Source organism: Actinoplanes sp. CA-030573 (assembly GCF_050951115.1).
In the GTDB taxonomy this organism is placed as follows: Bacteria; Actinomycetota; Actinomycetes; order Mycobacteriales; family Micromonosporaceae; genus Actinoplanes.
The window spans coordinates 5684989-5711538 of record NZ_CP192038.1 but is presented as its reverse complement, the minus strand read 5'-3'; the positions used below and the strand labels follow the sequence as shown (position 1 = coordinate 5711538).

The window sequence follows — 26550 nt, the reverse complement described above, 5'->3', positions numbered from 1 at the left end:
CTCCGTCCGGCCGGTCCTTCTTCCGTCCGGTCCTTCATCCGTTCGGCATGATGTCCCGTGGCGTGCGTTTGCCGAGACTCTCGGCATGGGCCTGTATGGATTTGTCCGGACGGTGCTGCTGACCGGTGCCGTGGTCGCCGGCGTTGCCGCGTGCGACTCCGGCGATGGCGGGGTCGCGTTGCCCTCCACCCTGCCGTCGATCACGCGGACCGCCGACCGGGCGACCTCCACCCCGGACGCCACCTCCACCACCACCACCGCCGCGGACACCTCGCCGACCCGGACCCGGACCGCCACCAAGCCGGCCGAGTCCACGACCAAGCCGGCCGAGTCCACGACCAAGCCGGCCGAGCCGACGACCAAGCCGGCCGAGTCGACCACAAGGCCGGCCGAGCCGACGACGAAGCCCGCCGAGCCCACGACGAACGCTCCTCCTCGCACCACCGAGGCGACCACGCCGGCCACCACCGCGGCGGCTCCCGGGACCTCCTCGGCGTCGCCCACCCCGGTCGCCGCCACGACCGAGGACACCAGCGGGATGAGCACCCTCGGCTGGCTGCTGCTCCTGCTCGTCGTGGCGCTCGCGATCCTCGTCGCCGTGCTGCTGGTCAACCGGTCGCGCCGCGCCGCCGCCTGGCAGACCGAGGCGTTCGACCTGGCCGCGGCGGGCCGCGATCTGATCGCCACCCGGCTGCCGCAGGTGCTCAGCACCCGGGAGCCGGCCGCGCGGGCCCTGGCCTGGCCGACGGTACGCGCCGAGCTGACCGAGATGGCGGCGCGGTGGGTCGCCCTGGCCGGGCGGGCCGCCGACGACTTCCACCGTGACTCGGCCGGCCAGCTGAGCATCATGGCGCAGGACCTGGTGACGGCCGTCGACGCGGAGAACGAGGCCCTGGCCACCGGCCGGGACTGGCATCAGCTCAGCCCGCGGGTGGACCAGATCGTCCGAACCTGGGACGCGGCGCTGGCCGGCTTCCTGATCCCGCAGCCGTCACCGACCACGGGGGGCGCCGATCCGTACCCGGCGTGAGGTTTGTTCCTCGCCTGTCGTGACGTCCGTCCGTGGCTGGGGCCGGTGCTCCATCCACACCGTCTCCGGCCAGCCGTCGCGCTCGCCCGGCTCCCGGCGCAACTCGGTGAAGCCGCGCCGCTCGTAGAAGCGGGCCGCCCGGTCGTTGCCGTCGACGTACTCGAGTCGTACCGGCCGGCCGGGCGCCCGCCCCAGTAACGCCGCCATCAACGCCGTGCCGGCGCCGGTGCCCTGGGCGTCGGGCAGCACGTAGAGCTTCCAGATGATCGGGACGTCCCCGCGCAGGTCGATGTTGCCGACGCCGACGAGCTCCGGCCCCTCTTCGGCGACCAGCACCGTGGTGTCGCGCAGGCTGCGCTCGATCGCCGCGGTGGACCACCATGTGGCGAGACCGTTCCGCACGTACGCCTCGCCGGCAAAGCCATAGGCCGACGGCCAGGTGCGATGCCCGATGCCGATGATCGCTTCGATGTCGCTCGCGGTGGCGTCCCTGATCTTCACGCCTGAATTGTGCACGCTGCGGAGGGGGCCGTCGCCCCCTGCCTGGACGCAGCGATCCCGCCGCGGGTCGTGCGCTTCGGTCAGCCGGTGAAGGCCGACTCGTTGGTGGCCGGCGCTTCCTCCTCGCTCGTCGCGCTGTCCGTCGTGCCCGTCCCGCGGTGGGCGAGCAGGCGCTCGGCCACGATCGCGATGACCGCGCCGGTGATGGTGGCGGCGATCGCGGTGATCGCGATCGTCCGCCCGGTCCGGCGAAGGTCCTCCCCACGCATCACCTGCAACGCCAGCCCGGCCCGATTGGCGTAGACCGGCACCAGCTGCCGGAACTCCCCACCGCTGACCCGAGCGGCGGCGACCGCGTTGTCGATCGCGTCCCGCAGCTCCATCTCACGTCGTCCCATCGGTCATCCCTTCGCCGTGCGCGTGTCCTTCACGTGCGTGTCCTTGACGTGCGTGTGTTCGCGACCGTCTTCGCCCCGCGACCGCGAAGCGCCAAGTCATCTGCCGAGCAAGCGCCCCCTGGCGGCGGCGAACTCCTCGTCGGTGAGAACGCCCTCGGAATACAGCGCCGCAAGCCGCTCGAGCCGGGAGTTCAAATCGTCGGCAGTCGCGGAGGAGGCAGCCGGCCCGAACGGCGCCGCACCTGCGCCCGGCCCGGAGGTCCCGAACGGCGCGGCACCTGCGCCCGGCCCGGAGGTCCCGAACGGCGCGGCATCTGCGCCCGGCCCGGAGGTCCCGAACGGCACGGCATCTGCGCCCGGCCCGGACGGCCCGAACGGCGCCGCACCCGTGGCCGGCCCGCCGGAGTCGTCCGTTCGAGCGGGAGACCCGGCCGAGGACGCGGGATAGCTCGCGGGCGCCGCCGACTTCGGCCGGTAGATCGGCTGCTCCTCGTAGCGTGACTGCACCTCATCGCCCGGTTGGGCCTCATAGGCGGGTTGCGTCTCGTAGCGGGCCGGGCCGTCGTAGTCCCGCTGCGGCGCGTACGGCGGCCGGATGTCGTACGCGGTCGCCGGTGGGTATGGCGGCTGCATTCCTTGCTCCGCGCTCGGCAAGTCCTCGACGGCGGTCTCCGGGACGGTGTCCTGCCGATCGGTTCGGGACGCGGACCGCCCGGCCGGGACGCCGGCCCCACCGGCGAGCGTGCCCCGCAGCAGCGGCGCACCCCGGCGTGGTCCGGTCGGGCGACGGGCGAACATGGCGTCTCCTCTCAGCGTCCGGCCGTGGCCTCGGCCGCGTGCTCGGCCGGGATCGGCGCCGACGCGACCAGCACGCCGTCCTCGGCGGCGACCCGTTCGGCCAGGTCGGCCGACCATCGGTGCTCGACCAGCAGGGCGAGTGCGTCCTCACCCGGGGCCACCGCGGCGGCGATCTCGCGCATGTCGTCCTCGGTGATGAGTCCCTCGACCGGCGCGTCCCACCCGGACGCACGACCGTTCAACCCGGGCAGATCGGCCAGCTCCACCGCGGAGACGGCGCCGTCCGGGCCGGTTCGCACCACAAGGGCATCGATCAGCCGTACGTCCGGGGAAGTCGCCAGCCGATCAAGCGCAACCGTGACGCCGGCCGGAAGCCGCGCGGGCGGAAACGTCACCACGACGAGTTCCAGCGGTCCCCAGCTCATGACGCCACCCTCCCGAACGGACGCCCGAACCCGCCTCACCCCGCCCGGATGAACCGGCGCCCGCCCTCAAGACCGCCGAGCACCGCCGCCTTTTGCCCACGAACCGCCCGATTCCGGTCGCCGGCGCTTTGCGGGCGAAATGTGCCGAACGGTGACGGCTGCCGCGAAGCCCAGGCCAGCGATCGCCACGCGAGATGGGTGCCGCCGCGAGGAGGCGGTGGTCGCGTGAGGAGGGGGAGGGGTGGCGCGCGGGGACGGGATGGCGGCGCGGGGATGGGGTGATGGCGCGGGGAGGAAGCGGCGGCGCAAGCCAGGTGGTCGGGTGAGGAGGGGTGCGGCGCGAGGAGGCGGTGGTCGCGTGAGGAGGAGGGAGGGGTGGCGGCGCGGGCACGGGGTGGCGGCGTCGGGAGGGGGTGGCGGCGCGGGGAGGAAGCGGCGGCGCAGGTGAGGTGGTCGCGTGCGGAGGGCGGCGGCGTGAGCGGACGCCGCGGCGCGGCAGGGGCGGTCGAGCGTGGCGGCAGTGGTGGTGGTGGGGCCGGCCGGCCGGTCGGTGGGTCAGCCGATCGACCAAGCGCGCAGCACGTCGACGAACTGCGCGGTGGCCGACGCATCCAGCGCCAGGCACGCTATGCCCACCATGGCCGGCAACGCCGGCTGCCAGCGGGCCGCGCCGGGCTGTGGGCGCTGCAGCGCGCGCACGCGCCGGGCTATCGCGCCGCCGTGCACGCCGAGGGCCGCGGACCGTGCCGGGTAGCCGGCGGTGGCCAGGGCGGCGCGGGCCACGGCGCGGGCCACCAGGTCGCGGTCGCCCACGCCGGAGGCCGCCTCCTCGTCGGCCCAGCGCTCGACCAGGTACGCCACCGCGTCGCGGGCCGGGCGCAGCAACGGGTTGACCGCGGCGGCGGCGCTCGCCAGCAGGACCGCCACGTGGTGGCGATGGGCCAGGTGGGCCCGCTCGTGGGCCAGGACGGCGCGGCGCTCCGAGGCGTCCAGCACCTTGAGCATGCCGGTGGTCAGCAGCACCTCGCCGGGACGGCCGGGCACGGCCACGGCCAGCGGCTCCGCCCAGTCGGCCACGACCAGGCCACCGGCGTTGGGCCCTGCGTGGCGCAGGCGGGCGGCGGCCGCGCGGCGGACGTGCACGTCGCGGGCGACGCTGATCAGGACCAGGCAGAGGGCGGCCGCGGCGAGGACGGCGACCCCGTCGGGCACCGGCTCGGGCGGGTGCATGCCGGCGCGCGATTTGAGGGCGGCCATGGCCGGCAGGTCGTCGAACAGGGTCAGGACCAGCAGCAGCAGCGACCAGATCGAGGCGGCGGCGGTGAGCACGGCCGCCGCGACCAGGCTCGGCACGGCGGCGCGCGGGCGGCCGCGGTCGGTGGCGTGGCGGGCCGCCCACGCGACCAGCACCGGAAGCAGGAGCGGGAGATAGACGGCGAGCGTCATGACTCACGCTCGGCCAGGAAGGCCCGCAGCGTCTCGACATCGTCCTCGGCCAGGCCGGCCGCGAACTGCTGCAGCACGGCGCGGCGGTCGGCGCGCTCCTCGAGCGTGGCCCGCATGCGGGTGGCGGCGTGGGTGGCGGCGTCCTGCGACGGCCAGTACGCATGACCACGCCCCCGGACCGCCGGCCCGCGCCGGACCAGATCCTTTTCCAGCAGGCGGCTGAGGATGGTCTGCACGGTGTTGTAAGCCAGGCCGCCGCCCAGCGCGGACTGCACCCCGGCCGGCGTCAACGGCTCGCCGGCCGCCCAGAGCGCGGCCATCACCTCGGACTCGAGCGCGCCCCGCGCCCGTCGCCGACCGGCCTCGTCCTCCGCCATGCCTCACCCCGACCCTGCCGTGTCCCCGGGAAACCGCCGAACACCCCAGAGGCTAGCGCCCGGGGCCGACAACTTCCGGCACCCGATCCCGACATGCGGTCATCGCCACCGGAACCAGCGACCCGCAGAGCTACCATCGCCGGATGCCGCGCTCCGTCATCTCCCCGCCCCGCTCCTGAGCGGGACGGCCTCACACGCTCCGGGCCACGGTCCGGCGCGAGCTGACGCGCGCGCGTCCGGCTGATCCCGCTTCCGCGAAGTCCTCGGCATCCGAAGTCCTCGGAGCCGAGCCCCTCCCTCGCGAAGCAGGAGCAAATCAACCGTGCATACCACCCGGAACAATAAGAACAACGGCCTTTGGCTGCTCGTCGTCGCCGGCACGCTGTGGGGTACGGGCGGCCTCACCGGCAGCCTGCTGGCCCGGCACACCGGTCTCACCTCGCCGGCCGTCGCCGCGTACCGGCTCGGTCTCGGTGGTCTTGTCCTTGTTCTGATGGTCGTGGTCACCGGGCGGAAGTGGCCGCGCGGACGACGCGCCTGGACCAGGATCACCGTGGTCGGGCTGCTCGCCGCCGGGTTCCAGGCCAGCTACTTCGCCGGCGTCGGCCGCGTCTCGGTCAGCCTGGCCACGCTGCTCACGATCGGTGCCGCGCCGGTGCTGGTGCTGGTCGCCGAGTCGGCACTGGGCCGGCGCCGCGTCGACGGCCGCGCGCTGGTGACGGTGGCGATCGCGCTGGGCGGCCTCACGCTGCTCATCGGCGTACCGGAAGGGGGCCGTGAGCTGACCGCCATGCTGGCCGGCGGCGGTTTCGCCCTGCTCGCGGCGGCCGGTTTCGCCACCATGACCATCGTCGGCAGCCGGCCGGTCGACGGGCTGGACGATCTCGTCGGCACCGGCCTCGCCTTCACGCTGGGCTCGTTCGTGCTCGCGCCGTTCGCCGCGGCCGGCGGCGGGCTGGGGTTCACCCCGAACGGGCCGGGCGTGGGACTTCTGGTCGCGCTGGGCGTGGGTCCGACGGCGATCGCCTACGCGGCTTACTTCCGAGGCCTGCGTACGTCGGAAGCCGGCACCGCCGCCCTGATGGCGCTGCTGGAGCCGCTCGTCGGGACGGTGTTGTCGATCGTCGTGCTCGGTGATCGCCTCGGCCCGGCCGGCGGCACCGGAGCGGTGCTCCTGGTCGTCGCGCTGTTCCTCGAGGCCCGCCGAAGCGCCGCCGGAGAGGTTCGCCCGCGGAGTCGGGAGGCCGGCGCCGCCCCGGTGGAAACCGCCGGAAACGCCACCCCGGTGGAAACCGCCGGGAAGTTGTCGTAGGCGGGCCGTAACGTCACCCCCACCCAGTGAACGGGGTGGGGGTGACGTTGGGCGGCGGCGAGCGGGTCGCATCCGCGTTGGCGGTGATCAGACCCGGAAGCGGGCGACCACCGTCCGCAGCTCGTCCGCCACCTGGGTGAGCTCGGCGACCGACTGATCCGCCTCGCCGAGCGCGCTGGTCTGCGCCTGCACCGCGTCGGCGACCGCGTTGATGTTGCCGGCGATGTTCGCGCTGCCGTCGGCGGCGTCGCCGATGCTGCGGCTCATCTCGTTGGTGGTGGCGGTCTGCTCCTCGACCGCCGACGCGATCGTCACCTGGTAGTCGTTGATCTCGGAGATGATCCGGGAGATCTCGCCGATCGCCTCGACCGCGCTGCTCGTGTCGGCCTGGATCGCCTCGACGCGGCGGGAGATGTCCTCGGTGGCCTTGGCCGTCTCCTGGGCGAGGTCCTTGACCTCGGTGGCGACCACGGCGAAGCCCTTGCCGGCCTCGCCCGCCCGGGCCGCCTCGATCGTCGCGTTCAAAGCCAGCAGGTTGGTCTGCTCGGCGATCTGGGTGATCACCTTGACCACGTTGCCGATCTCCTCGGAGGACGTGCCGAGCTTGGCCACGGTGTCGTTGGTGGACTGGGCGACGCCGACCGCGCTGGAGGCGACCTGGGCGGCGTTGTTGGCGTTCTCGGCGATCTCGCGGATCGAGGCGCCCATCTCGTCCGAGCCGGCGGCCACCGACTGCACGCTCGACGACACGTCGCCGGCGCCGGCCGCCACGACGCCGGCCTGCTCGGCCGCGGCCCGGGCGCCGTCGGCGAGCCGGGCGGTGACGCTGGTCAGCCGCTGCGTGCCCTCGCCCAGCGTCTCGGCGCCGTGGGTCAGCGCCGACACCGTCGTGCGCAGGCCGTCGCGGGCCCGGTTGACGGCGGCGGCCATCGCGCCGAGCTCGTCGCGGGAGCGGACCTCGGCCGCGACGGTCAGGTCGCCCTCGGCCACCGCGTCGAGGGCGGTGGAGACCGTGGTGAGCTGCCGCCGGATCAGGCCGATGACCATCACGCAGATGGCCGCGGCGAGCACGATGCCGATGCCGAGGGCGATCAGCAGCACCGTACGGGCATGGTCGTACGCCGCGGTGCCGGCCGCCGCCATCGCGTCCGACTCCTGGTCCTCGACCGCCTGCATGGTCCGGACCGCCGCGGCGATCGCGTTCTCGAGCCCGACGAACTCGGCCGAGATCTGGTCCGCGGCCGGCACCGGGTAGCCGCCGACCATCGGCTCGCGGAACAGGATCGTGTCGCGCAGCGCCCGGTAGTGCTTGATGTTCTCGGCGAACTTGGCCAGGGCCGCCTGCCGGCCGGGCGAGCCCACGGTGATGGCGCCGTAGCGGGCCATCGCCTGGTCCATCCCGTCGTCGGCGGTCCGCACGCCGTCGCGCGAGCTCTTCAGGATCGTGTCGTCGCCGTTGGCCGTGTAGTAGACGAGCATGTTGCGGAACATCGCCGCCAGCTCGCCCCGAATGTTCGCGACCTCCTGCAGGCTGTCGACGTGCAGCGCCTTCATGTCGCGCAGGTCGGCGTTGAGCGCCGACATCCGGCTGATCGACAGGACGCTCACTACGACGGCCACCACCGCCACGCAGGCCGCGGCGATCACCGTCTTGATCGTCAGGCTGCGGTCGCCGAGGAGCTTCTCGAAGACGGTCCGCTGCACCGTGATCGCGGTGTCACCGTCGTGAGCCCCTCCGGGCATGGCATCCCCCCGTTTGCCGGCCATTTGCCGAATGCGACCAACTTTAGAATTGGATTCGCGTTCGGGGGATGAATCGTAAATTTCGGGGCATGCTGGTTCGCCCCTCAGTACTATCCGCGGGGGATGAGGCCCCGGAGTGGTGACAGGCGGTTGTCTACGCCCAACCACGAAGGGGGAGGACCCATGTCCATGGACCAGGATTTCGGCGCGGCGATCCGCGAGCTGGCGCAGGGCGGCGGGCCGGTGCTCGAGGCGCTGGCGAAGCAGTCGGAGAACGCGTTGCAGCACGCCGGGCTCGACCCGCAGACGGCCTTGCTCGTCCGCATCGCGGCGCTCGTCGCGCTCGACGCGGCCCCGGCGTCGTACCTCGTCCATCTCGGCATCGCCGACAGCGGCGGGATGAAGGCCGAGGCGATCGAGGCGACGCTCATCGAGCTGGCTCCGCTGGTCGGCAGCGCCCGGATCGTCTCGGCGGCCGGAAAGATCGATCAGGCTTTGCGCGAGTTGTCGACGCCCTGATCGCGGGTCTCGGCGGCCGGAGGCGGCAAAGCCGGAGGATCAGCGGGGGAGGGGCCGCCGGAGAGCAGGGGATTGATCCAGCGCGTGGCGGGGTCGATGTCCACCAGCAGCCCCTTCGCCAGCAGGCTCATCGGGATGGCCAGCAGCGCGCCGAGCGGGCCCAGCACCCAGCCCCAGAAGATCAGGGACAGGAACGAGATGGTGGCCGAGAGGCCTACCGCGTTTCCCACGATCTTGGGCTGGATCACCGACTGGATGACGAAGTTGATCGCGCAGTAGACGACGATGACCCAGATCATCTGCTCGACGCCGCCGGTCAGCAACCCGAGCAGGGCCGGCGGGATGACGCCGATGATGAAGCCGATGTTGGGGATGTAGTTGGTGATGAACGACAGCAGTCCCCACAGGAGCGGCAACGGGATGCCCATCGCCCACAGCACGAGCGTGTCGATGACCGCGACGATCAGCCCGAAGACGGTGGTCACCCACAGGTAGCGGCGGGTGCCCTGGGCGAACTCGCGCAGCGCGCCGATCACCTGCGGCCGCTGGGCGCCGCTCTCCGCCATCCGGGCCGGGAAGCCGAGCGCGTCGATGCACATGAACAGCAGCACGGCCAGCAGGAACACCGTGTTGGACAGCGCGGAGGCGACGCCCCCGAAGATCCAGCCGATGACGTCGACGACCGCGCTCGGGTTGGTGGCCTTCTCGAGGGCGGCCACCACCTGGCTCTGGTCGATGCCCGCGCTCGACAGCGCCTGGGCCACGTCGTTCCGCACGTTGTCGAACTGCTGCTGGTACTGCGGGAGCAGGTCGACCAGGCGGGCCAGCGACAGCGCCATGGCGCCGCCGAGAACGGCCAGCAGCAGATAGACCGCCAGCACGTTGCCGACCATCGCGAGCCACAGCGGCACGCCCTTGCGGCGCATCCACAGGGCGATCGGGCTGATCGTCACCGTCAGCATCAGGGCCAGGAACACCGGGCCGAGCAGGCCGGCGGTGGCCCGCATGCCGCCGACCACGACCACCAGGCTGGCGAACCCGAGCAGGACGATCACGCCGCGTGGCAGGCCGGCGCCCGGAACCCCGTACGCCGGCCGGACCCGCGGCGGTCGCTCAGTACTGGACCTCACGGCCGTGCACGGCGAGCGCGTAGATCGCGAGCACGTCGAGCGCGATGACGATGGTGGACCAGATCGGGTACGCGGGCAGGAACGCGATGTTGGCCAGCGCGCTCAGCACCGCGATGATGATGCCGGTGACCCGGGCCCACGTCTGCCCGACCAGGACGCCGATGCCGGTGCCCACGGCGATCAGACCGATGATCAGGTGGGTCCAGCCCCAGGCGGTGAAGTCCATGGTGAGCAGCAGCCCGTTCCGGGTGACCAGGTAGTAGTCGTCCCGGAAGATGGCGACGAGACCCTGAATCGCCTGGAATCCGCCGAGCATCATCAGCATGACACCGGCGAAGACCACGTACCCGACCCAGCCGGTCGCCTGCGGGCGGCGCGGGGTGTAGTGCGTTTCGGAGGCCGCGGGCCTCGCTTGCGTTTCGGACATGCTTCACTCCTCGATCGAGCGAGAGTTGTCGCGGTCGGACGGTGCAACGGTCGTCTCTTCCGGAGCGCCGGGGGCCATCCCGGGCGAATGAGATTTGTTCCGCCACCCCCGCGGGCTCCACACGTTGACGATTTTCGCGACGGCGGTGACCAGGAAGAGCTGGCCGAGCAGCGCCTCGAGCACGGCGAGGGTCTGTCCCGGGTTGCCGGCCGGCACGAGGTTGCCGTAGCCGGTGGTGGTGAGTGTGACGAAGCTGTAGAAGAGGCTGTCGGCCAGCGTCCCGTCGCCCTGCGCGCCGTAGAACGGCGACGGCTGGAACGCGGCGATGCAGCGATAGGCAAAGGCAAAAGCCATTCCGAGCATGAGGTACGTGGCCAGGGCGCCCATCATCAGCTCGCGGTCCACGTGGTGGCGGCGCCCGAGATCGCCCACGATCGACAGGGGCGCGACCACGTACAGCACGCTCCCGGCGAAGAAGACCAGCCCGATCAGCGTCCTGCCGTGCGCGAACATGTTCCAGCCGCCGGCGATCAGCGACAGCGCGAAGATCAGTGTGGCCAGCACGCGCAGGCTGGTGTGCGCCCGGGAGATCCGCAGCGCGTACCAGACCGTCCCGATCTGGGCGAACAACAGCAGCGAGATCGTCCACCGGTGGTCGGCGACGGTCCCGATCACATAGGTGCCCGCGATCAGCAGCATCAGCGGGCCGTAACTGTCCGCCGACCAGATCGGCGTGCGGCGGCGCCCGACTCTCACGGATGAGTGCCCTCGCCTCCCGGCAGCCGCCGGATCTCGATCAGCCGCAACCCCATCCCGTGCATCCGCGAGATCAGGCCGAACAGTGCGGACTGGTCGGGCAGCTCGCCGTACAGGACGGTCTCCGGCGGTTCCACCGAGATAGTCATGTCGGACAGCTCGTCCAGCAGCTCGCTCGGGATCGTGCCGGAGACGCGTACCTGGTAGTTCGTCGCGGTCATGACCATCCTTTCCGCGTCGTCTCGACCAGGTCCGGTGCGATGCGCGCCGAGCCGGCCGCGGTTGGTTGGACCTTCAAGACTTGACCCCTTGCTGGCCTGCGTCGTCACCCCGGGCAGATGAGGCGGCGGCTCCGGCGAAAAGGTGTGCTCGAAGGGAACAGAGGAGGCATCGCCGTGATCGATCCCGAGACACGCGCCGCACGAGGACGGGACGCCCGCAAGCGGGTGCCGCCGGAAAGCCACGCCATCCACGAGCCGGCCAAGGAGCGCGACCCGGTGGCGATCCTTCAGGAGCAGGACGCCGACCGGCTCCCGGAGCTGGTGCCGATCCGGCACGGGCGGATGGGCCTGTCGCCCTTCGCCTTCCTCCGGGGCGCCGCCGCCGTGATGGCCGCCGACCTCGCCACCGGGCCGGACAGCGGGCTCACCGTCCAGCTCTGCGGCGACGCGCACCTGCTGAACTTCGGCGTCTTCGGCTCGCCCGAGCGCCGGCTGGTCTTCGACATCAACGACTTCGACGAGACCTATCCGGGCCCGTGGGAGTGGGACGTCAAGCGCCTGGCCGCGAGCCTGGCCGTGGCCGGCCGGGAGAACGGCTTCGGCCGCAAGGCCCGGCGGGCGGTCACGCTGGCCATGGCGGCCACCTACCGGCGGACGATGGCCGAGTTCGCGGGCATGCGCGACCTCGACGTCTGGTACGCGCGGGCGGACGTCGACGACGTGGTGACCATGCTCGGCGACCAGCTCGACAAGGCCCGCCGCAAGAACCTCGACAAGGCCCGGTCGAAGGCGATGACCCGGGACAGTCTCCAGGCGTACCGGAAGCTCACCACGGTGGTCGACGGGAGCCGGCGGATCGCCGCCGACCCGCCTCTGATCGTCCCCGTCCGTGACCTGGTGCCCGACGTCGAGTGGCAGGAGCTCGCCGCCGACCTGCAGACGCTGTTCACCGGCTACCGGGACAGCCTGGCCGACGACCGGCGGCACCTGTTCGACCGCTACGAGTTCGTCGACATGGCCCGCAAGGTCGTCGGCGTGGGCAGCGTCGGCACCCGGTGCTGGATCGTGCTGTTCACCGGCCGCGACGAGAACGACCCGCTGCTGCTGCAGGTCAAGGAGGCCGGACCGGCCGTCTTCGCCGCCCACCGGCCCGGCGCGTCACCGCATGCCAACCAGGGCCACCGGGTGGTCTCGGGTCAGCGGCTGATGCAGGCGGCCAGCGACATCTTCCTGGGCTGGGACCGGGTGCCCGGCTTCGACGGCCGCACCCGCGACTTCTACGTGCGCCAGCTGCGCGACTGGAAGGGCGCGGCCGTCGTCGAGTCGATGGACCCGGTCGGGCTGCGCGTCTACGCCACCATCTGCGGCTGGACCCTGGCCCGCGCCCACGCCCGCACCGGCGACCGGATCGCGATCGCCGCCTACCTGGGCGAGGACGAGGCCATCGACCAGGCCGTCGCCGAGTTCGCCGAGCACTACGCGGACCAGACCGAGCGGGACCACGCGGCGCTGCGCACGGCGGTGAAGGAAGGCCGGGTCCAGGCCCAGGAGGGGATCTAGGACAAGCCCTGCTAGCCGGGGACGGAGTCGAGGTAGACGACCTCGACTCCGGACTTGTCCAGGCGCTCGAGCAGCTGCTCGAGCTCCTCGGTCGACAGCTTCGCCCGGATCGTGCTCTGCCGGGGGAGGACCTCGCAGGCCAGCTGCTTGAACCGGTTGCGCAGCAGCGGACCGAGGAGTCCGTGGATGCGGATCTCGTACCGTTCCTTCATGGCAAGCCCCCTGCCGTGCGTGCGGCTGACTGGTCACAACGGTGCCGGATCGGGCGGCGGGGTCACCTCATCATGAGAGAGTGACCGGGCGATCAGGGTCACGCCGACCTCGTAGACGGCCAGGACGATCGCCACGATCAGCAGCGACGTCCAGGACGACAGGATCAGCGCCAGGATGCCGGCCACCACCAGGCCGCCGACGCGCAGCAGGTCGAGGTGGGCGGCGATCCAGCCGGGAGCGTTGGCGCCCAGCCAGCGGCCGCCGCGGGCGGCGCCGTGACCGGTCGCCACCGCGCCCCGGCGCACCTGCGCGCGCACCCACACCGCGCCCCGGCCGGGACCGGCGAGGTAGCAGACCACGGCCAGGATCGCGCCGATCCAGATGATCTGGGTGCCGCGCGTGCGCAGGACGCTGAAGACGCTCGTCACCGCCGCGGCCACGCCGTCGCGGTAGACGCCCTCGGGCACCTGGCCGAGCAGCTGGTCGCGGACGCCGCGCAGCACGGCGCTGACCGCGACCGCGGCCACCACCAGCCACAGCCCGAGCTGGACCAGCGTCCGCCGGCGCCAGGGCGAGATCGCCAGGGCGATCAGCAGGAGCAGGACCGTGCCGGTGACGAACCACAGCAGGTACCGCTTGGCCGCCGCCACCGACTCCTGGACGGCCTTGAGCTGTCCGTTGTCGTAGACGGTGAACTGGGCGAAGTTGGCCGGCAGGGAGACGCCGACGGCGTCCTCCACCCGTACCCGCAGGTTCTCCGGAATCTCGCCGCTGGACAGGTCCGGCAGCGTGATCGTCTTGCCGAACAGCGTCGGCAGCTGGGCGCTCAGCTGGCGCAGCACCTGGTTGATCAGCGGTAGCAGGTCGATCTGCACGCTCTGGTCGGTCGCGGTCACCAGCTCGCTGCGCGCCTCCACGATCGCCATCACCCGGTCGTGCACGCGCCGGTTGAGCTCCACCCAGATCTTCTGGAACTGGTCGCTCTCCATCACGTTGACGACGGTGTTGCGGATCTGCGTGCGCAGCTGCCCGGTGATCGGGCCGGCCACGAACGCGGCCCGCGGCGGCAGCACGTTCTCGATCCGCTGCTGCACGTCGAGCGCGTCGAACAGCTGGGTGGTCGAGTACTCGGCCACCGCGGCCGCGATCTTCGGATCCTGCGGCAGCGGCGCCACCGTCGACACCCAGCGGTCGGTGCTCAGCACGGTGGTCGCGGCCCACAGCCCGACCACGCTGGCGACCAGCGCGAACGCGGTGATCATGATAAATACGGCGGCGGCCACCCGGCGCAGCGCCAGCACGGCGAACTGCCGCCGCCGGCGATCGTCCAGCCGGCCCTGCAGTGCGGAGACCTCCGCCTTCAGCCGCGCTATCTCTTCCGGGTCCAGATCGGGCGGGCGTACGTCCGCGTCCGAGGTCATGGCCGGCTCCCCTCACCGAGGCGGACGGGTGCAGACCGACGCTCGCCGACCGCGGCGCAAGACGCGTCATCCGTCGCGAATGAACGGTCCGGTGGTGATCCGGGCGCCCCGTGGCGGATCTTGCCGGTTCATTCCCCCGGTATGAGGACCGGGCCGCCCGGCTGTGGCTGACTGGCGGTCACTACGAACACGAAGGGACGTAACCATGTCAACTCTGGTCGCCATCGGATACCCCGACGAGACCACGGCGACGTCGGCGGGGCTGGAGGCCGAGCGTCTCGCGAAGGACCTGATCATCCAGCCCGACGCCATCGCGGTCATCCGGCGGGACACCGAGGGCAAGTACCACGTGACGACCAACCACCACGCGGTCGGTGGCGGCGCCACCTGGGGCATGTTCTGGGGCCTGCTGTTCGGTCTGCTGTTCTTCATCCCGGTGATCGGCATGGCGGTCGGCGCCGGCCTGGGCGCGCTGATGGGCAAGTTCACCAAGGGCGCGATCAACAAGGAGTTCCAGGAGCAGGTACGCGACATGGTCCAGCCCGGCACGTCGGCGCTGTTCCTCATCGTCGAGGCCGTCACCCCGGACAAGGCGGTCGACGCCCTCAAGCAGTACGGCGGCACCGTGCTCAAGTCCTCGCTGTCGAAGGAGGCCGAGGCCCAGCTGCAGGAGGCGCTGCACGGCACCGGCGAGCCGCAGCCGCAGACCGGTCGCTGAGAATCCCGCGAGACAGCCCCCGGCGTGAACGGCGCCGGGGGCATTCTCATCCCCGTCGAATGACGTGACGGGGAGAGCCTCCGCGAAGCATGGATGCCATGACGAGCGCGGAACAGCAACGTCTCAGCGACGCGGACGCGGGCGCCGAGCCCTGGCGGCGGTGGGGGCCCTACCTCAGCGAGCGGCAGTGGGGCTCGGTGCGGGAGGACTACAGCCCCGGCGGCGACGCCTGGAACTATCTCAGCCACGACCAGGCGCGATCCCGGGCGTACCGGTGGGGTGAGGACGGCATCGCGGGCCTCAGCGACGACCGGCAGCTCCTCTGCCTGGCCCTGGCCATGTGGAACGGCCGCGACCCGATCCTCAAGGAGCGCTTCTTCGGGGTGACCAACTCCGAGGGCAACCACGGCGAGGACGTCAAGGAGTACTACTTCTACGTCGACGGGACGCCCACCCACTCGTACATGCGGATGCTCTACAAATATCCGCAGGCCGAGTTCCCCTACAACGACCTCGTGCAGACCAACCGCGGCCGGGGGCGGGACCAGTTCGAGTACGAGCTGCTCGACACCGGGGTCTTCGCCGGCGACCGCTACTTCGACGTCGAGGTCGAGTACGCGAAGGCCGGCACCGACGACATCCTGTGCCGGATCACCGTCCACAACCGCGGTCCCGAGCCCGCCACCCTGCGCCTGCTGCCGACCCTCTGGTTCCGCAACCGGTGGGCGGACACCGCGGAGAGCCGCCCCGGCCTGTTCCAGATGCCCGGCGTCGACGGCGCCGCGGTGGTCGAGGCCCGCCACCCCGAGCTCGGCCGCCGCTGGCTGCTGGTACACGGCGATCATCCGCTGCTGTTCACCGACAACGAGAGCAACGACGAGCGCTTCGGCGGCGGGCCCAACGTCTCGCCGTACGTCAAGGACGGGATCGGCCGCTACGTGGTCGACGGCGAGAAGGAAGCGGTGAACCCGGCCCTGACCGGCACCAAGGTGGCCGCCGACATCACCCTCGAGATCCCGGCCGGGGAGTCCTCGGTGGTGCGGCTGCGGCTGACCGACGAGCCGGTGCCGCCCGAGGCGGTGCGCGACCGGCTCGGCCCGGTCTTCGCCGAGACCGTCGACCAGCGCCGGCGCGAGGCCGACGAGTTCTATGCCGAACGGCTGCCGCCCGGCCTCGGCGACGACGAGCGGCAGGTGGTCCGGCAGGCGCTGGCCGGCATGCTGTGGAGCAAGCAGTACTTCGGCTACGACGTGGAGAACTGGCTGACCGGGCACGGGCTCGACCCGCTCGACGCCGGCGACATCCGCAACGGGCGCTGGTACCACCTGCTCGCCGACGACATCATCTCGATGCCGGACGCCTGGGAGTACCCGTGGTTCGCGGCCTGGGACCTCGCCTTCCACACGGTCGCGTTCAGCCTCATCGATCTCGGCTTCGCCAAGAGCCAGCTCGACCTGCTGCTCAGCCGTCGCTACCTGCATCCCAGCGGGCAGATCCCGGCGTACGAGTGGAACTTCTCCGACGTCAACCCGCCGGTGCACGCCTGGGCCACCTACCTCGTCTACGAGCTGGACAAGTCCCGCCGCGGCGACGGCGGCGACCGGGCCTGGCTCGCCACCGCCTTCCACAAGCTGGCCAAGAACTTCACCTGGTGGGTCAACCGCAAGGACGCCGACGGCAACAACGTCTTCCAGGGCGGCTTCCTCGGCCTGGACAACATCGGCGTCTTCGACCGGTCGGCGCCACTGCCCACCGGCGGCCATCTCGACCAGGCCGACGGCACCGCGTGGATGGCGCTCTACGCGCAGAACATGCTGCAGATCGCGCTCGAGCTGGCCCACGACGACGAGACGTACCTCGAGCAGGCGCAGACCTATGTCGAGCACTTCGCCTGGATCGCCGCCGCCGTCAACCACCCCGGCCGCGCGTCGATGTGGGACGAGGACGACGGCTTCTTCTACGACCTGCTCCGGCTGCCGGACGGGGGCGCGGTGCGGCTCAAGGTGCGCTCGATGGTGGGCCTGCTGCCGCTGGCCGCCGCGACCGTGTTCGACTCCGCCGTCAGCCGCCGCTACCCGCAGATCATCGACGATGCCAACGCGTTCCTGGACGCGCATCCGAGCGTGCGCCATGCCCTGCCGGAGGGGCGGTTCGCCGGCCGGCCCGGCAGCCATCTGCTCGCCCTCTTCGACGAGGACCGCCTGCGGCGGATCCTGGCCCGCCTGCTCGACGAGGAGGAGTTCCTCAGCCCGTACGGGATCAGGAGCCTCTCGAAGTTCCACGACGCCCATCCGTTCGAGTTCGACGTCGGTGGCCAGGCCTATCGCGTCGCCTACACGCCGGCCGAGTCGGACAGCGGGATGTTCGGGGGCAACTCGAACTGGCGCGGGCCGATCTGGTTCCCGGTCAACGTGCTGATGATCCGCGCTCTGCTCAACCTGTACGGCGGCTACGGCGACGACTTCACGGTCGAGTGCCCGACCGGCTCCGGGGTGCGGATGACGCTGTTCGAGGTGGCCAAGGAGATCTCCGACCGGCTCACCCGGATCTTCCTGCCCGGCGCGGACGGGCGCCGACCCTGCTACGGCGGCCAGGACGTCTTCGCCACCGAGCACTGGCGCGACCTGATCACCTACTCCGAATACTTCCACGGCGACAACGGCGCCGGCCTCGGCGCCGCCCACCAGACCGGCTGGACCGGCCTGGTCGCCGTCTTCCCCGTGCTGTTCACCGTGCTCGACGGCCCGGACCTGCTCGAGCGCGGCATGAGGGGCGTCCTGCGGACGACCGAGGAGGAACGATGACCGGCTGGCCCGGCGCACCCGTGGTCTACGAGATCGACACCTGGCCCTGGCTCACCGCCGTCGCCGCCCGGCTCGGCCACCCGGTGACCCTCGCCGACGTGCCCGGCGAGGTCTGGGACGAGGTGGTCCCGCCCGGCACCGACGCGGTGTGGCTGATGGGCGTCTGGGAACGCAGCCCGGCCGGCCTGGTCGTGGCCCGGGCCAACGAGGGCCTGCAACGCTCGTTCCACGAGGCGCTGCCCGACATGAAGCCGGCCGACCTGGTCGGCTCGCCCTACTGCGTGCGCCGCTACCGGGTCGACGAGCACCTCGGCGGCCCGGCCGCGCTCGCCACCGCCCGGGCCGAGCTGGCCCGCCGCGGGGTGCGGCTGATCCTCGACTACGTGCCCAACCACGTGGCGCCCGACCACCCGGCGGTCGTGGAGGAGCCGTCCTGGTTCGTCGCCGGCGACGAGGCCGACGAGGCGAAGGAGCCGGACGGCTGGTTCCGGGCCGCCGGCCGGATCCTTGCCCACGGCCGCGACCCGTACTTCCCGCCCTGGCCGGACGTCGCCCAGCTCAACGCGTTCGACCCGGGCCTGCGGGCCGCCACCGCGCGGGCGCTCGGCGAGATCGCCGCCCAGTGCGACGGCATCCGCTGCGACATGGCGATGCTGCTGACCAACGACGTCTTCGCCCGCACCTGGGGCGCGCACGTCGGACCGGCGCCGGAGCAGGAGTTCTGGCCGCAGGTGATCGGCACGCTGCGGCAGAGCCATCCCGGCGTGGTGCTGATCGCCGAGGCGTACTGGGACATGGAGTGGACGCTGCAGCAGCAGGGCTTCGACTTCTGCTACGACAAGCGGCTCTACGACCGGCTCGCGCACGAGAGCGCCGCCTCGGTCCGCGGGCACCTCGCGGCCGGCCGCGACTACCAGGACAAGCTCATCCGGTTCATCGAGAACCACGACGAGCCGCGGGCGGCCGAGGCGCTGCCCGGCGGCCGGGACCGGGCCGCCGCGGTGGCGATCGCGACCCTGCCCGGCGCGACGCTCTGGCACGACGGCCAGTTCGAGGGCCGGCGCGTGCACCTGCCGGTCTTCCTCGGCCGCTTCCCGGACGAGCCGGCCGACGAGGATCTTCGCGCCTTCTACCGGCGGCTGCTGGCGGTGGTCGGGGGGATGCGGCGGGCCGACTGGAGGCTGCTCGACGTCGGCGGCTGGCCGGACAACCCGACCCACGCCGATGTGGTCGCGTGGGCCTGGCACGACGAGGTGCCGCACCACATCGTGGCGGTCAACCTCTCCGATCATCCGGCGCAGGGCCGGATCGCGCTGCCCTGGCCCGCGCTGTCCGGGCACACCCGGCTGGTGGACCTGCTCGACGGCCGCGTGTTCGAGCGCGACCGGCTGTCCGAGGAAGGGCTCTACGTCGACCTTCCGCCGTGGGGACGGCACCTGCTGGCGGTCACGACGTCATGACGCAGATCAGACCCACGACCGCGGCCGCGGCCCGCGCCATCGTGCTGCCACTCGCCCTCGCACAGTTCATCGCCAGCTATGCGGCGAGCAACATGAACGTCGCGATCACCACGATCGCCGACGACATCGGCACCACGGTCGCCGGCATCCAGACGACGATCACCCTCTTCACGCTGACCATGGCCGCCCTGATGATCCCGGGCAGCAAGCTGACCGACATCTGGGGCCGCAAGCGCTGCTTCAACCTGGGCATGATCGTCTACGGCGCGGGGGCGCTGATCGCCGCCTTCGCCCAGGGTCTGCCTCTGATGATCATCGGTTACTCGCTGCTCGAGGGCATCGGGTCCGCCCTGATGATCCCGCCCATCTACATCCTGATCACGGTCGCCTTCGAGGACGTGGTCGCCCGCGGCAAGTACTTCGGCATCGTCAGCGGCGCGGCCGGGCTCGGCTCGGCCTCCGGCCCGCTGATCGGCGGCCTGATCACCAGCTGGCTCGGCTGGCGGGCGTCGTTCCTGCTGCAGTTCGCCGTCGTCGTGGTGATCCTGGTCCTGGGCCGCAAGATCCAGGAGCCGGCCCGGACCGGGACGCCGCCGCGCTTCGACTACGGCGGCGCCGTGCTCTCCGCGCTCGGCCTGTTCCTGGTCGTCAGCGGCATCCTGTTCTCGTCGAGCTACGGCATGATCTCGTGGCAGGTCTTCCTGCCCGTTCTTCTCGGCCTGGCCGTGCTGGTGTACTTCCTGCGCTACCTGGCCACCCGCGAGCGCTCGGGACGCGAGCCGCTGCTCTCGCCCCGGCTGTTCCGCAACAGGACCTCGAACCTCGGCCTGTCCACCCAGCTCATCCAGTGGCTGATCATGCAGGGCTCGTTCTTCGTGATCTCCGTCTACATCCAGCAGGTCCGGCACTACGACGCGATCCACACCGGCCTGCTGCTCACCCCGGCCACCATCGGCGTGCTGCTCGCCTCGGCGATCGCCGGCCGGATGGCCAGCCGCCGCCCGCAGGCGCTGCTGGTCCGCGGCGGCTTCGTGCTCACCACGATCGGCATGATCCTGGTGCCGGCCCTGGTCCGGCAGGACTCGTCGGTGTGGACGTTCGTCCCCGGGCTGTTCCTGATGGGCTTCGGCGTCGGCGTGATGCTGACCGCCTCGGTCAACGTGGTGCAGTCCGCCTTCGGCGACGACGACCAGGCGGAGATCTCCGGGCTGTCCCGCAGCGTCTCCAACCTCGGCTCCTCGCTGGGCGTGGCGATCGCCGGATCGATCCTGGTGGCCGCGCACGGGAAGCACCTCGGCACCCCGTTCGCGGTCGCGCTCGGCCTGCTCGCCGTCCTCTCGCTGGTCGGCTTGCTGGCCGCCTCCTTCCTCCCGAAAAGGCCGCCGCCCGTCTCATCCGCCACGGGTGAGGCGGCGGCCTGAGCCGGGCGCGCATGCTGAGCTTCATGGCACTGGGTCCGTTGGAGCTCATCGTCCTGACCTTCCCCGCGGCACGACTCAACGACGGCGTCCTGGCCACACTCGACCGACTGCACGGCGCACCCGCGCTCCGGGTGGTGGACGTTCTCGTCGTGCGCACCGACGCCGCCGGCGGCGCCTGTCCCGTCGAGCTCAGCGAACTGCCGGGGCTCGGCCCCGACGCCGCGCTGAGCCGTCTGGCCACCGGCCTGATCACCGAGACCAACATCGACGAGGTCGGCGAGCTCGTCGATGACGAAACGGACGCTCTCGCCGTACTGGTCGAGCACCTCTGGGTGAACGACCTCGCCAGCGAGGTGGCGTCGACCGACGGCACCGTCCTCGCCCTCATGCACATTCCGAACGCCCTCGCGGCGGTCGGCGGACCGTGAAAGGGAGCCGCCATGGACGACCTCCACGACCTCCAGGAGATGGGACCGGTCGACTACCTCTGCATCGAGTTCCCACCGGGCAGCCGTCCCGGTGAGGGGCTGCCGCACATCGTGAGCCTCGTCGACCGCGGCATCATCCGCGTGCTCGACCTGCGGTTCCTCCGCAAGGCCGCGGACGGCACCGTCAACGAGCTGGTCGGCGAGCAGATCGACGACGGTCTCGCCCTGTTCCAGGGCGCCGCCTCGGGCATGCTCGGCGGCGACGACCTCGAGGACGCGGCCAAGGTGCTGGAGCCCGGCAGCTCAGCCGCGCTGATCGTGTACGAGAACGTCTGGGCCGCGCCCTTCGCGATCTCGGTACGCAAGGCCGGCGGGCAGGTCATCGCCGGTGGCCGGATCCCGATCCAATCGCTGCTCGCGGCGCTCGACGCCTCCGAGCGGGACTACGTGGGGAGCTGACAGATGGGACTTCTCCGGGGAGTGGCCCGCACCGCGGTCGTCGCGGGCACCGCCACCGCCGTCTCCAACCGGGTCTCCCGCCGGCAGGCCGGCCGGTGGTCCCGGCAGGCCGAGCAGGAACAGGCCGACCAGTACTACGAGCAGCAGCAACAGGAGCAGTACCAGCAGCAGCAACCGCAGTACCAGCAGGCGCCGCCGCCCCCGGCGGCCGACGACATGCAGGCCAAGCTGGACGCGCTCAAGCAGCTCGGCGAGCTCAAGGAGCAGGGCGTCCTGAGCGAGCAGGAGTTCCAGCAGCAGAAGGCCAAGATCCTGGGGACTTGATCCGGGGGTGAGAAGACGCCGGCCGCCGATGGTGGGAGACCATCGGCGGCCGGCGTCCTTCTGCGCGGTCTCAGACCGCGGTCTTGGCCGCCTTCTGCTTGTGCAGCATCCCCAGGCGGAACAGGTGCTCGAGGCGGCGCACGGTGAACGGGTGGGACATCGGCAGCTGGGCGAGGCCGGTCCAGAAGCCGTGCAAGCGCTGGCCCTGGCGCAGCAGCTCGTCGACGTTGACGTCGTTCTCGACGTACCGGCCGGCGGTCAGCACGACCAGGCCGTTGACGCCGGTCGGGCACAGGTACGCGCCGTGCCGGTCGCACGAGTATTCGCGCAGGCGGGACAGCGCCGGGCCGAGCAGCGGGATGCGGCCCGAGTACGCGATCGCCAGGTTGTACCAGAGCGACACGTGGTGCAGCCGGATGTGGCCGAGCTCGTGCCCGAGGATGAAGCGCAGCCCTTCGCGGTTGTTGTTGTAGAGGTTGGCGAACAGCTCGTTGGCCAGCACCACGTAGTCGTGGCCGGTGGCCTGGGCCGCGAACGCGTTCAGCGTCCCGTTGCCGTTGGCCAGGTAGATGACGGGTCGGCGGCGGAGACCGAGGCGGCCGGCGAAGTCCTCGGCCGTGCGGTAGATGTCCGGGAACTGGGTGGGTGACAGCTCGACGGCCTGACCGCGTACCGACGCCCGCTGGGTCTCGCGGATGATGACCAGGGCGGGAAGCAGCAGCAGGAGCGCGATGAAGGCCGACCGGACGGCGACGCCCCAGCCCGATTCGCGCACCGACTCGGGCAGCCACGCCAGCGTGGAGGCCGCGGTGATGATCGCCACGATGATGATCACATTGAGTACGACCATGAAGATGAACAGCGGCACCTCGACCGGGTGCCGTAGCCGGTGATCGGACGGTCGGGACACGACTCCTCCTCGAGAGGCAGACTTGGTCGAGGATCACCCGCCGTGTCGGCGGGACGCTTCATACCGGCGGGATGAGCCGTACCCGGCGATGGGCCAACCTGGTTCGATGAGGGAGATCACCCCGTGCGCGATGTTGCGTTCCGGCTGCAATCTGTGTTGGGCTTTGCGCGGGGAAGCAAGACAACTACGACGGCATCACTCTCCGTCACCCGCGGGTCGTGGCCATTCCTTTGTGGAGCACGACGAATCGGCGGCGTGGGTGGCAGTGCGTGAAGGTGATCGTCGTCGCCCGGAGTCCCGGCTCCGGCGTCCACGGCCGTGTCCGCGAACCAGCGGCCACCGGGCGCCGTCCGGCACATGCCACGCCGACACGGCGTGGCCGTCCGGGCAGCTACCTCGCGGGCACTGCGGGCGCCCGTAGCGAGGAGGTAATGCCGCCGGGGCGCGACCGCGGGGGTGGTTACTGAGTGACAGACGTAGGAAGGACCACGTCGGCGGGCCATACAACCGTGCCCGGCGCCTCCCCGGGGACGAGCCGGCCCGGTAGCGGCCGTCTCGGCCGCCCGGCGGTACGGCATCCGCTGGTTCCGCGTCCGCGGCTGGCCGAGATGCTGGACGCCGGCGTGCGTCGGGCGGTGACCCTGGTCTGCGCCGGGCCGGGCTGGGGCAAGAGCACCCTGGTCTCCTGGTGGGCCGAGTCCCGGGCGGCGTCCGGGCCGATCGGCTGGCTCACCCTCGGACCGCCGCACAACGACCCCCGCACCTTCTGGTCCGACTTCGTGCTGGCGCTGCGGATGGCCGGCGCCCTGCCCTACGGCAACCCGCTGGAACACCTCGACGGCGGCGACCAGCCGACCGTACGGCAGGTGATCGCGGGCCTCGACGAGCTCACCGCGCCCGTCGTCCTCGTCCTCGACGACTTCCACGAGGTGCACGACCCGAAGGTGGTCGGCGGCCTGGCCGAGCTGCTGCACGACCCGCCCCCGGCGCTGCGGCTGGTGCTGGTCGGGCGGACCGAGCCGAGCCTGCCGCTGCACCGGTTCCGGGCCGCCGGCGACCTCACCGAGATCCGGGCCCGGCACCTGGCCTTCCGCGCGCCGGAGGCGGCCGAGCTGCCGGTCGTGCTCCGCCAGCGGCTGCCGGTCGAGGAGCTGACCGGCCTGGTCGGCCGGACCGAGGGCTGGGTGGTCGGCCTCCAGCTGCTCGGCGACACCCTGGCCGAGCGGGGCACGGTCGACAACGGCGAGGTCCGCGCCGTCACCGACTACCTGCTGCGCGAGGTCGTCGCCGGGCTGCCGCCCAAGATGCGGCAGTTCCTGGTGCGGACCAGCGTCGCCGCCGAGGTCAACGGCCCGCTCGCCGACGCGCTCACCGGCGAGTCGCACAGCCGCCGCCTGCTCGAACGGCTGGAGACCGCGAACGCCTTCGTCACCCGGGACGAGCACCGGCCCGGCTGGTTCCGCTACCACCCGCTGCTGCGCGACGCCCTGCGCCACGAGCTCGACCTCGACCGGCCCGGCGCCGAGCCCGAGCTCAACCTGCTCGCCGCCCAGTGGTACGCGGGCGAGCAGCTGACGATGGACGCGCTGCGGCACGCGATCGCCGCCCGGGACTGGCGCTACGCCGGCCGCCTCGCCGTCGAGCGGGCCATGGTCCGGGTCCTCACCTCGGAACGGGAGCCGTTCGTCGAGGTCATCGCCGGGATCCCGGCCGACCAGTACGCGGCGTCGCCCGAGCTCGCCCTGTGCGGGGTCGCGGTGCGCTACTCCGCCGGCGACCGGTCCGGCGTGGCCAGCATGCTCCGCCTGGCCCGCACGCTGGCCCCCGACCGGTCCCGCGTCCCGCCCGCCACCGACATGACGCTGCGGCTGATGGAGGCGGCCATCCTGCACTGGCGGCGCGGCGCCATGGCCGAGCTGATCGCGATGTCGTCGGACACCCTGAAACGACTCACCGCGTTCCGTCTCGACGAGCTGCCGTCGCTGCTGCACTATCGCGCTCTCGCCCTCGACCAGAAGGGCGCCGGGCTGCTCTGGATGGACCGGGCCGACCACGCCGACCGCTACCTGTGGGCGGCGTCGACGGCCGCCCGCAGCGTCGGCGCCTCGGTCCTCGAGATCAGCGCGCTCGCCCATCTCGGGCTGCTGGTCTACCTGCAGGGCTCGGTCCGGGAGGCCGCCGACCTGGTGAACACAGCCCTCGACGTGGCACGCCGGGACAACTTCGCGACGATGGCGCAGGGCTCGCTGGCCTACCTCGCGCTGGCGCTGATCGAGCTCGAGCGCGACCGGATCACCGAGGCCCAGGAATGCCTGCGCAAGGGCCTGCACGCCGGCGGCGACGAGCCGGCCGCCATCCCGTCGGTGCTGGCCACGCTCGTCCGCGCGCGGATCCTGCTCGCCACCGGGGAGCCGGCCGCCTGCCGGGCGTTGCTGCGGCAGGCGCGCGACGAGATGCCGCCCGGCCTGAGCTCGCCCCTGCTCGACCGATGGCTGCGGCTCACCCTCTCCGAGACCGACCTGGCCACCGGGTTCAACCGGGACGTGGTGGCCCGGTACGAGTCGCCCGCGCCCCGCGGCATCCTCACCCCGGCCGAGCAGGTCACGCTGGCCCGCGCCTACCTGGGCCTGGGCGAGCACGCGGCGGCCGAGCGGCTGCTGGCCCGGGTGCGCGGCGGCGCCGACCACGTCGCGGCCACCGTCGCCTGGCTGGCCACCGCGTTCGCCGCCGAGGCCGAGGGGCACGGCAACCGGTCGATCGACGCGCTGTCGCAGGCGGTGGCGGTGAGCGAGCGCGAGGGCATCCGCCGGCCGTTCCGCATGGTCGACCAGCGGCGGCTGGCCGTACTGCTCGACCGCCGCCGCTGGGTCGAGGAGCGCACCATGCCCCCGTCCGAGAACACGGTCGAGGGCGCCGACGCGCTCAGCGAGCGGGAGCGCGACGTGCTGCGCTATCTGCCCACCGTGCTCACCGCCGGGGAGATCGCGGCCAACCTCAACATCTCGGTCAACACCGTGAAGGCGCACATGCGCTCGATCTACCGCAAGCTCGGGGCGGCCCGCCGGCGGGAGGCCGTGGTCCGGGCCCGCCAGCTCGGTCTGCTGTAGGGACGTGCACAGAGACATCCGACGGGGATGAGGACGGCGGCGCGCCGCCGGGCGATGCTGGCGGCATGACCGAGACCCGCGAGTGGCACGGCGTCGCCGCCGAGGTCCGCTCCCAGAACTTCCCCTGGTGGACCCTGCTGATCACCGGCCTGCTCGGCGTCGCGTTCGGCATCGCCGTACTGGTCTGGCCCGACATCACGCTGCGTGTCATGGCCGCGCTCGCCGGCGTCTGGCTGTTCATCGCCGGCTGCGCCCGCATCATCGGCGCGTTCCTGCCCAGTGGCAGCATCGTGCGCAACGTCCTGTCCGGGATCGTCGGCATCATCGTGCTGATCGCCGGCGTCATCTGCCTGCGCAACGTGGTGACCCGGCTGGCGCTGCTGGCCCTGCTCTTCGCGATCACCTGGATCCTCAGCGGCCTCACCGCGGTCATCGTCGGCACGCAACGGGAGGGCACCGAGCGTACCGTCCTGATCATCGTCGGCGTCGTCTCGCTGATCGCCGGCCTCGTCTTCGTCTTCGCTCCCGGCCTCTCGCTCGCGTCGCTGGTGATCCTGACCGGCATCAGCAGCATCGTGGTCGGCGCCGGCGAGGTCGGCCTCGCGTTCGTGGTCCGCCGCGCCAACGCCGTCGCCGCCTGAC

27 protein-coding genes are annotated in these 26550 nt (G+C 71.9%); 13 read left to right on the top strand and 14 right to left on the bottom strand.

The window, feature by feature from the left end; translation table 11 throughout:
- The first annotated feature begins 85 nt into the window (after positions 1 to 85).
- Positions 86 to 1030: a hypothetical protein gene (locus ACQP2F_RS26465; RefSeq protein ID WP_433291848.1), complete on the top strand. Its 945-nt coding sequence runs from the start codon at positions 86 to 88 to the stop codon at positions 1028 to 1030.
- On the opposite strand, the gene ACQP2F_RS26460 is transcribed toward ACQP2F_RS26465, so the two are convergent.
- The 6 genes from ACQP2F_RS26460 to ACQP2F_RS26435 form a co-directional block, all read right to left on the bottom strand.
- On the bottom strand, positions 992 to 1531 hold the full coding sequence (locus ACQP2F_RS26460; protein WP_433291846.1) for a GNAT family N-acetyltransferase: 540 nt from the start codon (positions 1529 to 1531) through the stop codon (positions 992 to 994). The genes ACQP2F_RS26465 and ACQP2F_RS26460 overlap by 39 nt on opposite strands.
- 80 nt (positions 1532 to 1611) lie before the next feature.
- Positions 1612 to 1929, bottom strand: a complete 318-nt coding sequence (locus tag ACQP2F_RS26455) for a hypothetical protein (protein ID WP_433291844.1) — start codon at positions 1927 to 1929, stop codon at positions 1612 to 1614.
- A gap of 96 nt (positions 1930 to 2025) precedes the next feature.
- Positions 2026 to 2727, bottom strand: coding sequence for an SHOCT domain-containing protein (locus tag ACQP2F_RS26450; protein ID WP_433291842.1), 702 nt, complete (start codon positions 2725 to 2727; stop codon positions 2026 to 2028).
- A gap of 11 nt (positions 2728 to 2738) precedes the next feature.
- On the bottom strand, positions 2739 to 3152 hold the full coding sequence (locus ACQP2F_RS26445) for a DUF6325 family protein (protein WP_433291840.1): 414 nt from the start codon (positions 3150 to 3152) through the stop codon (positions 2739 to 2741).
- Between the two features lie 555 nt (positions 3153 to 3707).
- Complete coding sequence (locus ACQP2F_RS26440; protein ID WP_433291838.1) at positions 3708 to 4598, bottom strand: M56 family metallopeptidase; 891 nt, start codon at positions 4596 to 4598, stop codon at positions 3708 to 3710.
- The gene (locus ACQP2F_RS26435) at positions 4595 to 4975 is read right to left on the bottom strand and encodes a BlaI/MecI/CopY family transcriptional regulator (RefSeq protein ID WP_433291836.1); all 381 of its coding nucleotides are present in this window, start codon (positions 4973 to 4975) and stop codon (positions 4595 to 4597) included. Before ACQP2F_RS26435 ends, ACQP2F_RS26440 begins: the two co-directional genes overlap by 4 nt.
- Before the next feature lie 322 nt (positions 4976 to 5297).
- Between ACQP2F_RS26435 and ACQP2F_RS26430 the strand changes: the two genes are divergently transcribed.
- The gene (locus tag ACQP2F_RS26430) at positions 5298 to 6287 is read left to right on the top strand and encodes a DMT family transporter (RefSeq protein ID WP_433291834.1); all 990 of its coding nucleotides are present in this window, start codon (positions 5298 to 5300) and stop codon (positions 6285 to 6287) included.
- An 87-nt stretch (positions 6288 to 6374) separates the two neighbouring features.
- Here the strand turns inward: ACQP2F_RS26430 and ACQP2F_RS26425 are convergent, their stop codons facing one another.
- Positions 6375 to 8030: a methyl-accepting chemotaxis protein gene (locus tag ACQP2F_RS26425; RefSeq protein ID WP_433291832.1), complete on the bottom strand. Its 1656-nt coding sequence runs from the start codon at positions 8028 to 8030 to the stop codon at positions 6375 to 6377.
- A gap of 183 nt (positions 8031 to 8213) precedes the next feature.
- On the opposite strand from ACQP2F_RS26425, the gene ACQP2F_RS26420 reads away from it, so the two are divergent.
- Entirely contained in the window at positions 8214 to 8549 is a 336-nt protein-coding gene (locus ACQP2F_RS26420) for a carboxymuconolactone decarboxylase family protein (RefSeq protein WP_433291830.1), read from the top strand.
- Here ACQP2F_RS26420 and ACQP2F_RS26415 read toward each other — a convergent pair.
- From ACQP2F_RS26415 to ACQP2F_RS26400, 4 genes are read right to left on the bottom strand one after another with little or no spacing between them, the layout of a single operon-like run.
- The gene (locus ACQP2F_RS26415; protein WP_433291828.1) at positions 8519 to 9679 is read right to left on the bottom strand and encodes an AI-2E family transporter; all 1161 of its coding nucleotides are present in this window, start codon (positions 9677 to 9679) and stop codon (positions 8519 to 8521) included. The genes ACQP2F_RS26420 and ACQP2F_RS26415 overlap by 31 nt on opposite strands.
- Positions 9663 to 10106, bottom strand: coding sequence for a DUF7144 family membrane protein (locus ACQP2F_RS26410; protein ID WP_433291826.1), 444 nt, complete (start codon positions 10104 to 10106; stop codon positions 9663 to 9665). Before ACQP2F_RS26410 ends, ACQP2F_RS26415 begins: the two co-directional genes overlap by 17 nt.
- Before the next feature lie 3 nt (positions 10107 to 10109).
- The gene (locus ACQP2F_RS26405) at positions 10110 to 10862 is read right to left on the bottom strand and encodes a potassium channel family protein (protein ID WP_433291824.1); all 753 of its coding nucleotides are present in this window, start codon (positions 10860 to 10862) and stop codon (positions 10110 to 10112) included.
- Positions 10859 to 11083 carry a hypothetical protein gene (locus ACQP2F_RS26400; RefSeq protein WP_433291822.1) on the bottom strand — a complete coding sequence of 75 codons (225 nt, stop codon included), beginning with the start codon at positions 11081 to 11083 and terminating at the stop codon, positions 10859 to 10861. The genes ACQP2F_RS26405 and ACQP2F_RS26400 overlap by 4 nt, the downstream gene beginning before the upstream one ends.
- 174 nt (positions 11084 to 11257) lie before the next feature.
- On the opposite strand from ACQP2F_RS26400, the gene ACQP2F_RS26395 reads away from it, so the two are divergent.
- On the top strand, positions 11258 to 12643 hold the full coding sequence (locus ACQP2F_RS26395; protein WP_433291820.1) for a DUF2252 domain-containing protein: 1386 nt from the start codon (positions 11258 to 11260) through the stop codon (positions 12641 to 12643).
- A gap of 11 nt (positions 12644 to 12654) precedes the next feature.
- Here the strand turns inward: ACQP2F_RS26395 and ACQP2F_RS26390 are convergent, their stop codons facing one another.
- Together ACQP2F_RS26390 and ACQP2F_RS26385 are read right to left on the bottom strand one after the other, a co-directional pair.
- Positions 12655 to 12855, bottom strand: a complete 201-nt coding sequence (locus ACQP2F_RS26390; RefSeq protein WP_433291818.1) for a hypothetical protein — start codon at positions 12853 to 12855, stop codon at positions 12655 to 12657.
- Positions 12856 to 12888: 33 nt separating this feature from the next.
- Positions 12889 to 14277 carry a hypothetical protein gene (locus ACQP2F_RS26385; RefSeq protein ID WP_433291816.1) on the bottom strand — a complete coding sequence of 463 codons (1389 nt, stop codon included), beginning with the start codon at positions 14275 to 14277 and terminating at the stop codon, positions 12889 to 12891.
- Between the two features lie 205 nt (positions 14278 to 14482).
- On the opposite strand from ACQP2F_RS26385, the gene ACQP2F_RS26380 reads away from it, so the two are divergent.
- The 7 genes from ACQP2F_RS26380 to ACQP2F_RS26350 all read left to right on the top strand — a co-directional run bounded on the left by ACQP2F_RS26380 (position 14483) and on the right by ACQP2F_RS26350 (position 21891).
- On the top strand, positions 14483 to 14995 hold the full coding sequence (locus tag ACQP2F_RS26380) for a DUF1269 domain-containing protein (protein ID WP_433291814.1): 513 nt from the start codon (positions 14483 to 14485) through the stop codon (positions 14993 to 14995).
- A 98-nt stretch (positions 14996 to 15093) separates the two neighbouring features.
- Positions 15094 to 17799, top strand: a complete 2706-nt coding sequence (locus ACQP2F_RS26375; protein ID WP_433291812.1) for an MGH1-like glycoside hydrolase domain-containing protein — start codon at positions 15094 to 15096, stop codon at positions 17797 to 17799.
- Entirely contained in the window at positions 17796 to 19259 is a 1464-nt protein-coding gene (locus tag ACQP2F_RS26370; RefSeq protein ID WP_433291810.1) for an alpha-amylase, read from the top strand. Before ACQP2F_RS26375 ends, ACQP2F_RS26370 begins: the two co-directional genes overlap by 4 nt.
- A complete protein-coding gene (locus ACQP2F_RS26365; protein WP_433291808.1) occupies positions 19256 to 20680 on the top strand; it encodes an MFS transporter in 1425 nt (474 codons plus the stop codon). Before ACQP2F_RS26370 ends, ACQP2F_RS26365 begins: the two co-directional genes overlap by 4 nt.
- A gap of 23 nt (positions 20681 to 20703) precedes the next feature.
- Positions 20704 to 21108, top strand: a complete 405-nt coding sequence (locus ACQP2F_RS26360; RefSeq protein WP_433291806.1) for a DUF6325 family protein — start codon at positions 20704 to 20706, stop codon at positions 21106 to 21108.
- A gap of 12 nt (positions 21109 to 21120) precedes the next feature.
- A complete protein-coding gene (locus ACQP2F_RS26355) occupies positions 21121 to 21567 on the top strand; it encodes a DUF6325 family protein (protein ID WP_433291804.1) in 447 nt (148 codons plus the stop codon).
- Positions 21568 to 21570: 3 nt separating this feature from the next.
- Positions 21571 to 21891, top strand: a complete 321-nt coding sequence (locus ACQP2F_RS26350; protein WP_433291802.1) for an SHOCT domain-containing protein — start codon at positions 21571 to 21573, stop codon at positions 21889 to 21891.
- Positions 21892 to 21961: 70 nt separating this feature from the next.
- Here the strand turns inward: ACQP2F_RS26350 and ACQP2F_RS26345 are convergent, their stop codons facing one another.
- A complete protein-coding gene (locus ACQP2F_RS26345) occupies positions 21962 to 22801 on the bottom strand; it encodes a M48 family metallopeptidase (protein ID WP_433291800.1) in 840 nt (279 codons plus the stop codon).
- Between the two features lie 509 nt (positions 22802 to 23310).
- Between ACQP2F_RS26345 and ACQP2F_RS26340 the strand changes: the two genes are divergently transcribed.
- Positions 23311 to 25908 carry a LuxR C-terminal-related transcriptional regulator gene (locus ACQP2F_RS26340; RefSeq protein WP_433291798.1) on the top strand — a complete coding sequence of 866 codons (2598 nt, stop codon included), beginning with the start codon at positions 23311 to 23313 and terminating at the stop codon, positions 25906 to 25908.
- Positions 25909 to 25973: 65 nt separating this feature from the next.
- The gene (locus ACQP2F_RS26335; protein WP_433291796.1) at positions 25974 to 26549 is read left to right on the top strand and encodes an HdeD family acid-resistance protein; all 576 of its coding nucleotides are present in this window, start codon (positions 25974 to 25976) and stop codon (positions 26547 to 26549) included.
- Position 26550: the final 1 nt, after the last annotated feature.

What these genes read in the sequence shown, in the direction of transcription:
- ACQP2F_RS26465 (WP_433291848.1), top strand. Translation starts at nt 86, where the DNA reads ATGGGCCTGTATGGATTTGTCCGGACGGTGCTGCTGACCGGTGCCGTG.
- ACQP2F_RS26455 (WP_433291844.1), bottom strand. Translation starts at nt 1,929, where the DNA reads ATGGGACGACGTGAGATGGAGCTGCGGGACGCGATCGACAACGCGGTC.
- ACQP2F_RS26450 (WP_433291842.1), bottom strand. Translation starts at nt 2,727, where the DNA reads ATGTTCGCCCGTCGCCCGACCGGACCACGCCGGGGTGCGCCGCTGCTG.
- ACQP2F_RS26445 (WP_433291840.1), bottom strand. Translation starts at nt 3,152, where the DNA reads ATGAGCTGGGGACCGCTGGAACTCGTCGTGGTGACGTTTCCGCCCGCG.
- ACQP2F_RS26440 (WP_433291838.1), bottom strand. Translation starts at nt 4,598, where the DNA reads ATGACGCTCGCCGTCTATCTCCCGCTCCTGCTTCCGGTGCTGGTCGCG.
- ACQP2F_RS26435 (WP_433291836.1), bottom strand. Translation starts at nt 4,975, where the DNA reads ATGGCGGAGGACGAGGCCGGTCGGCGACGGGCGCGGGGCGCGCTCGAG.
- ACQP2F_RS26425 (WP_433291832.1), bottom strand. Translation starts at nt 8,030, where the DNA reads ATGCCCGGAGGGGCTCACGACGGTGACACCGCGATCACGGTGCAGCGG.
- ACQP2F_RS26420 (WP_433291830.1), top strand. Translation starts at nt 8,214, where the DNA reads ATGTCCATGGACCAGGATTTCGGCGCGGCGATCCGCGAGCTGGCGCAG.
- ACQP2F_RS26410 (WP_433291826.1), bottom strand. Translation starts at nt 10,106, where the DNA reads ATGTCCGAAACGCAAGCGAGGCCCGCGGCCTCCGAAACGCACTACACC.
- ACQP2F_RS26400 (WP_433291822.1), bottom strand. Translation starts at nt 11,083, where the DNA reads ATGACCGCGACGAACTACCAGGTACGCGTCTCCGGCACGATCCCGAGC.
- ACQP2F_RS26390 (WP_433291818.1), bottom strand. Translation starts at nt 12,855, where the DNA reads ATGAAGGAACGGTACGAGATCCGCATCCACGGACTCCTCGGTCCGCTG.
- ACQP2F_RS26385 (WP_433291816.1), bottom strand. Translation starts at nt 14,277, where the DNA reads ATGACCTCGGACGCGGACGTACGCCCGCCCGATCTGGACCCGGAAGAG.
- ACQP2F_RS26380 (WP_433291814.1), top strand. Translation starts at nt 14,483, where the DNA reads ATGTCAACTCTGGTCGCCATCGGATACCCCGACGAGACCACGGCGACG.
- ACQP2F_RS26375 (WP_433291812.1), top strand. Translation starts at nt 15,094, where the DNA reads ATGACGAGCGCGGAACAGCAACGTCTCAGCGACGCGGACGCGGGCGCC.
- ACQP2F_RS26370 (WP_433291810.1), top strand. Translation starts at nt 17,796, where the DNA reads ATGACCGGCTGGCCCGGCGCACCCGTGGTCTACGAGATCGACACCTGG.
- ACQP2F_RS26365 (WP_433291808.1), top strand. Translation starts at nt 19,256, where the DNA reads ATGACGCAGATCAGACCCACGACCGCGGCCGCGGCCCGCGCCATCGTG.
- ACQP2F_RS26360 (WP_433291806.1), top strand. Translation starts at nt 20,704, where the DNA reads ATGGCACTGGGTCCGTTGGAGCTCATCGTCCTGACCTTCCCCGCGGCA.
- ACQP2F_RS26355 (WP_433291804.1), top strand. Translation starts at nt 21,121, where the DNA reads ATGGACGACCTCCACGACCTCCAGGAGATGGGACCGGTCGACTACCTC.
- ACQP2F_RS26350 (WP_433291802.1), top strand. Translation starts at nt 21,571, where the DNA reads ATGGGACTTCTCCGGGGAGTGGCCCGCACCGCGGTCGTCGCGGGCACC.
- ACQP2F_RS26335 (WP_433291796.1), top strand. Translation starts at nt 25,974, where the DNA reads ATGACCGAGACCCGCGAGTGGCACGGCGTCGCCGCCGAGGTCCGCTCC.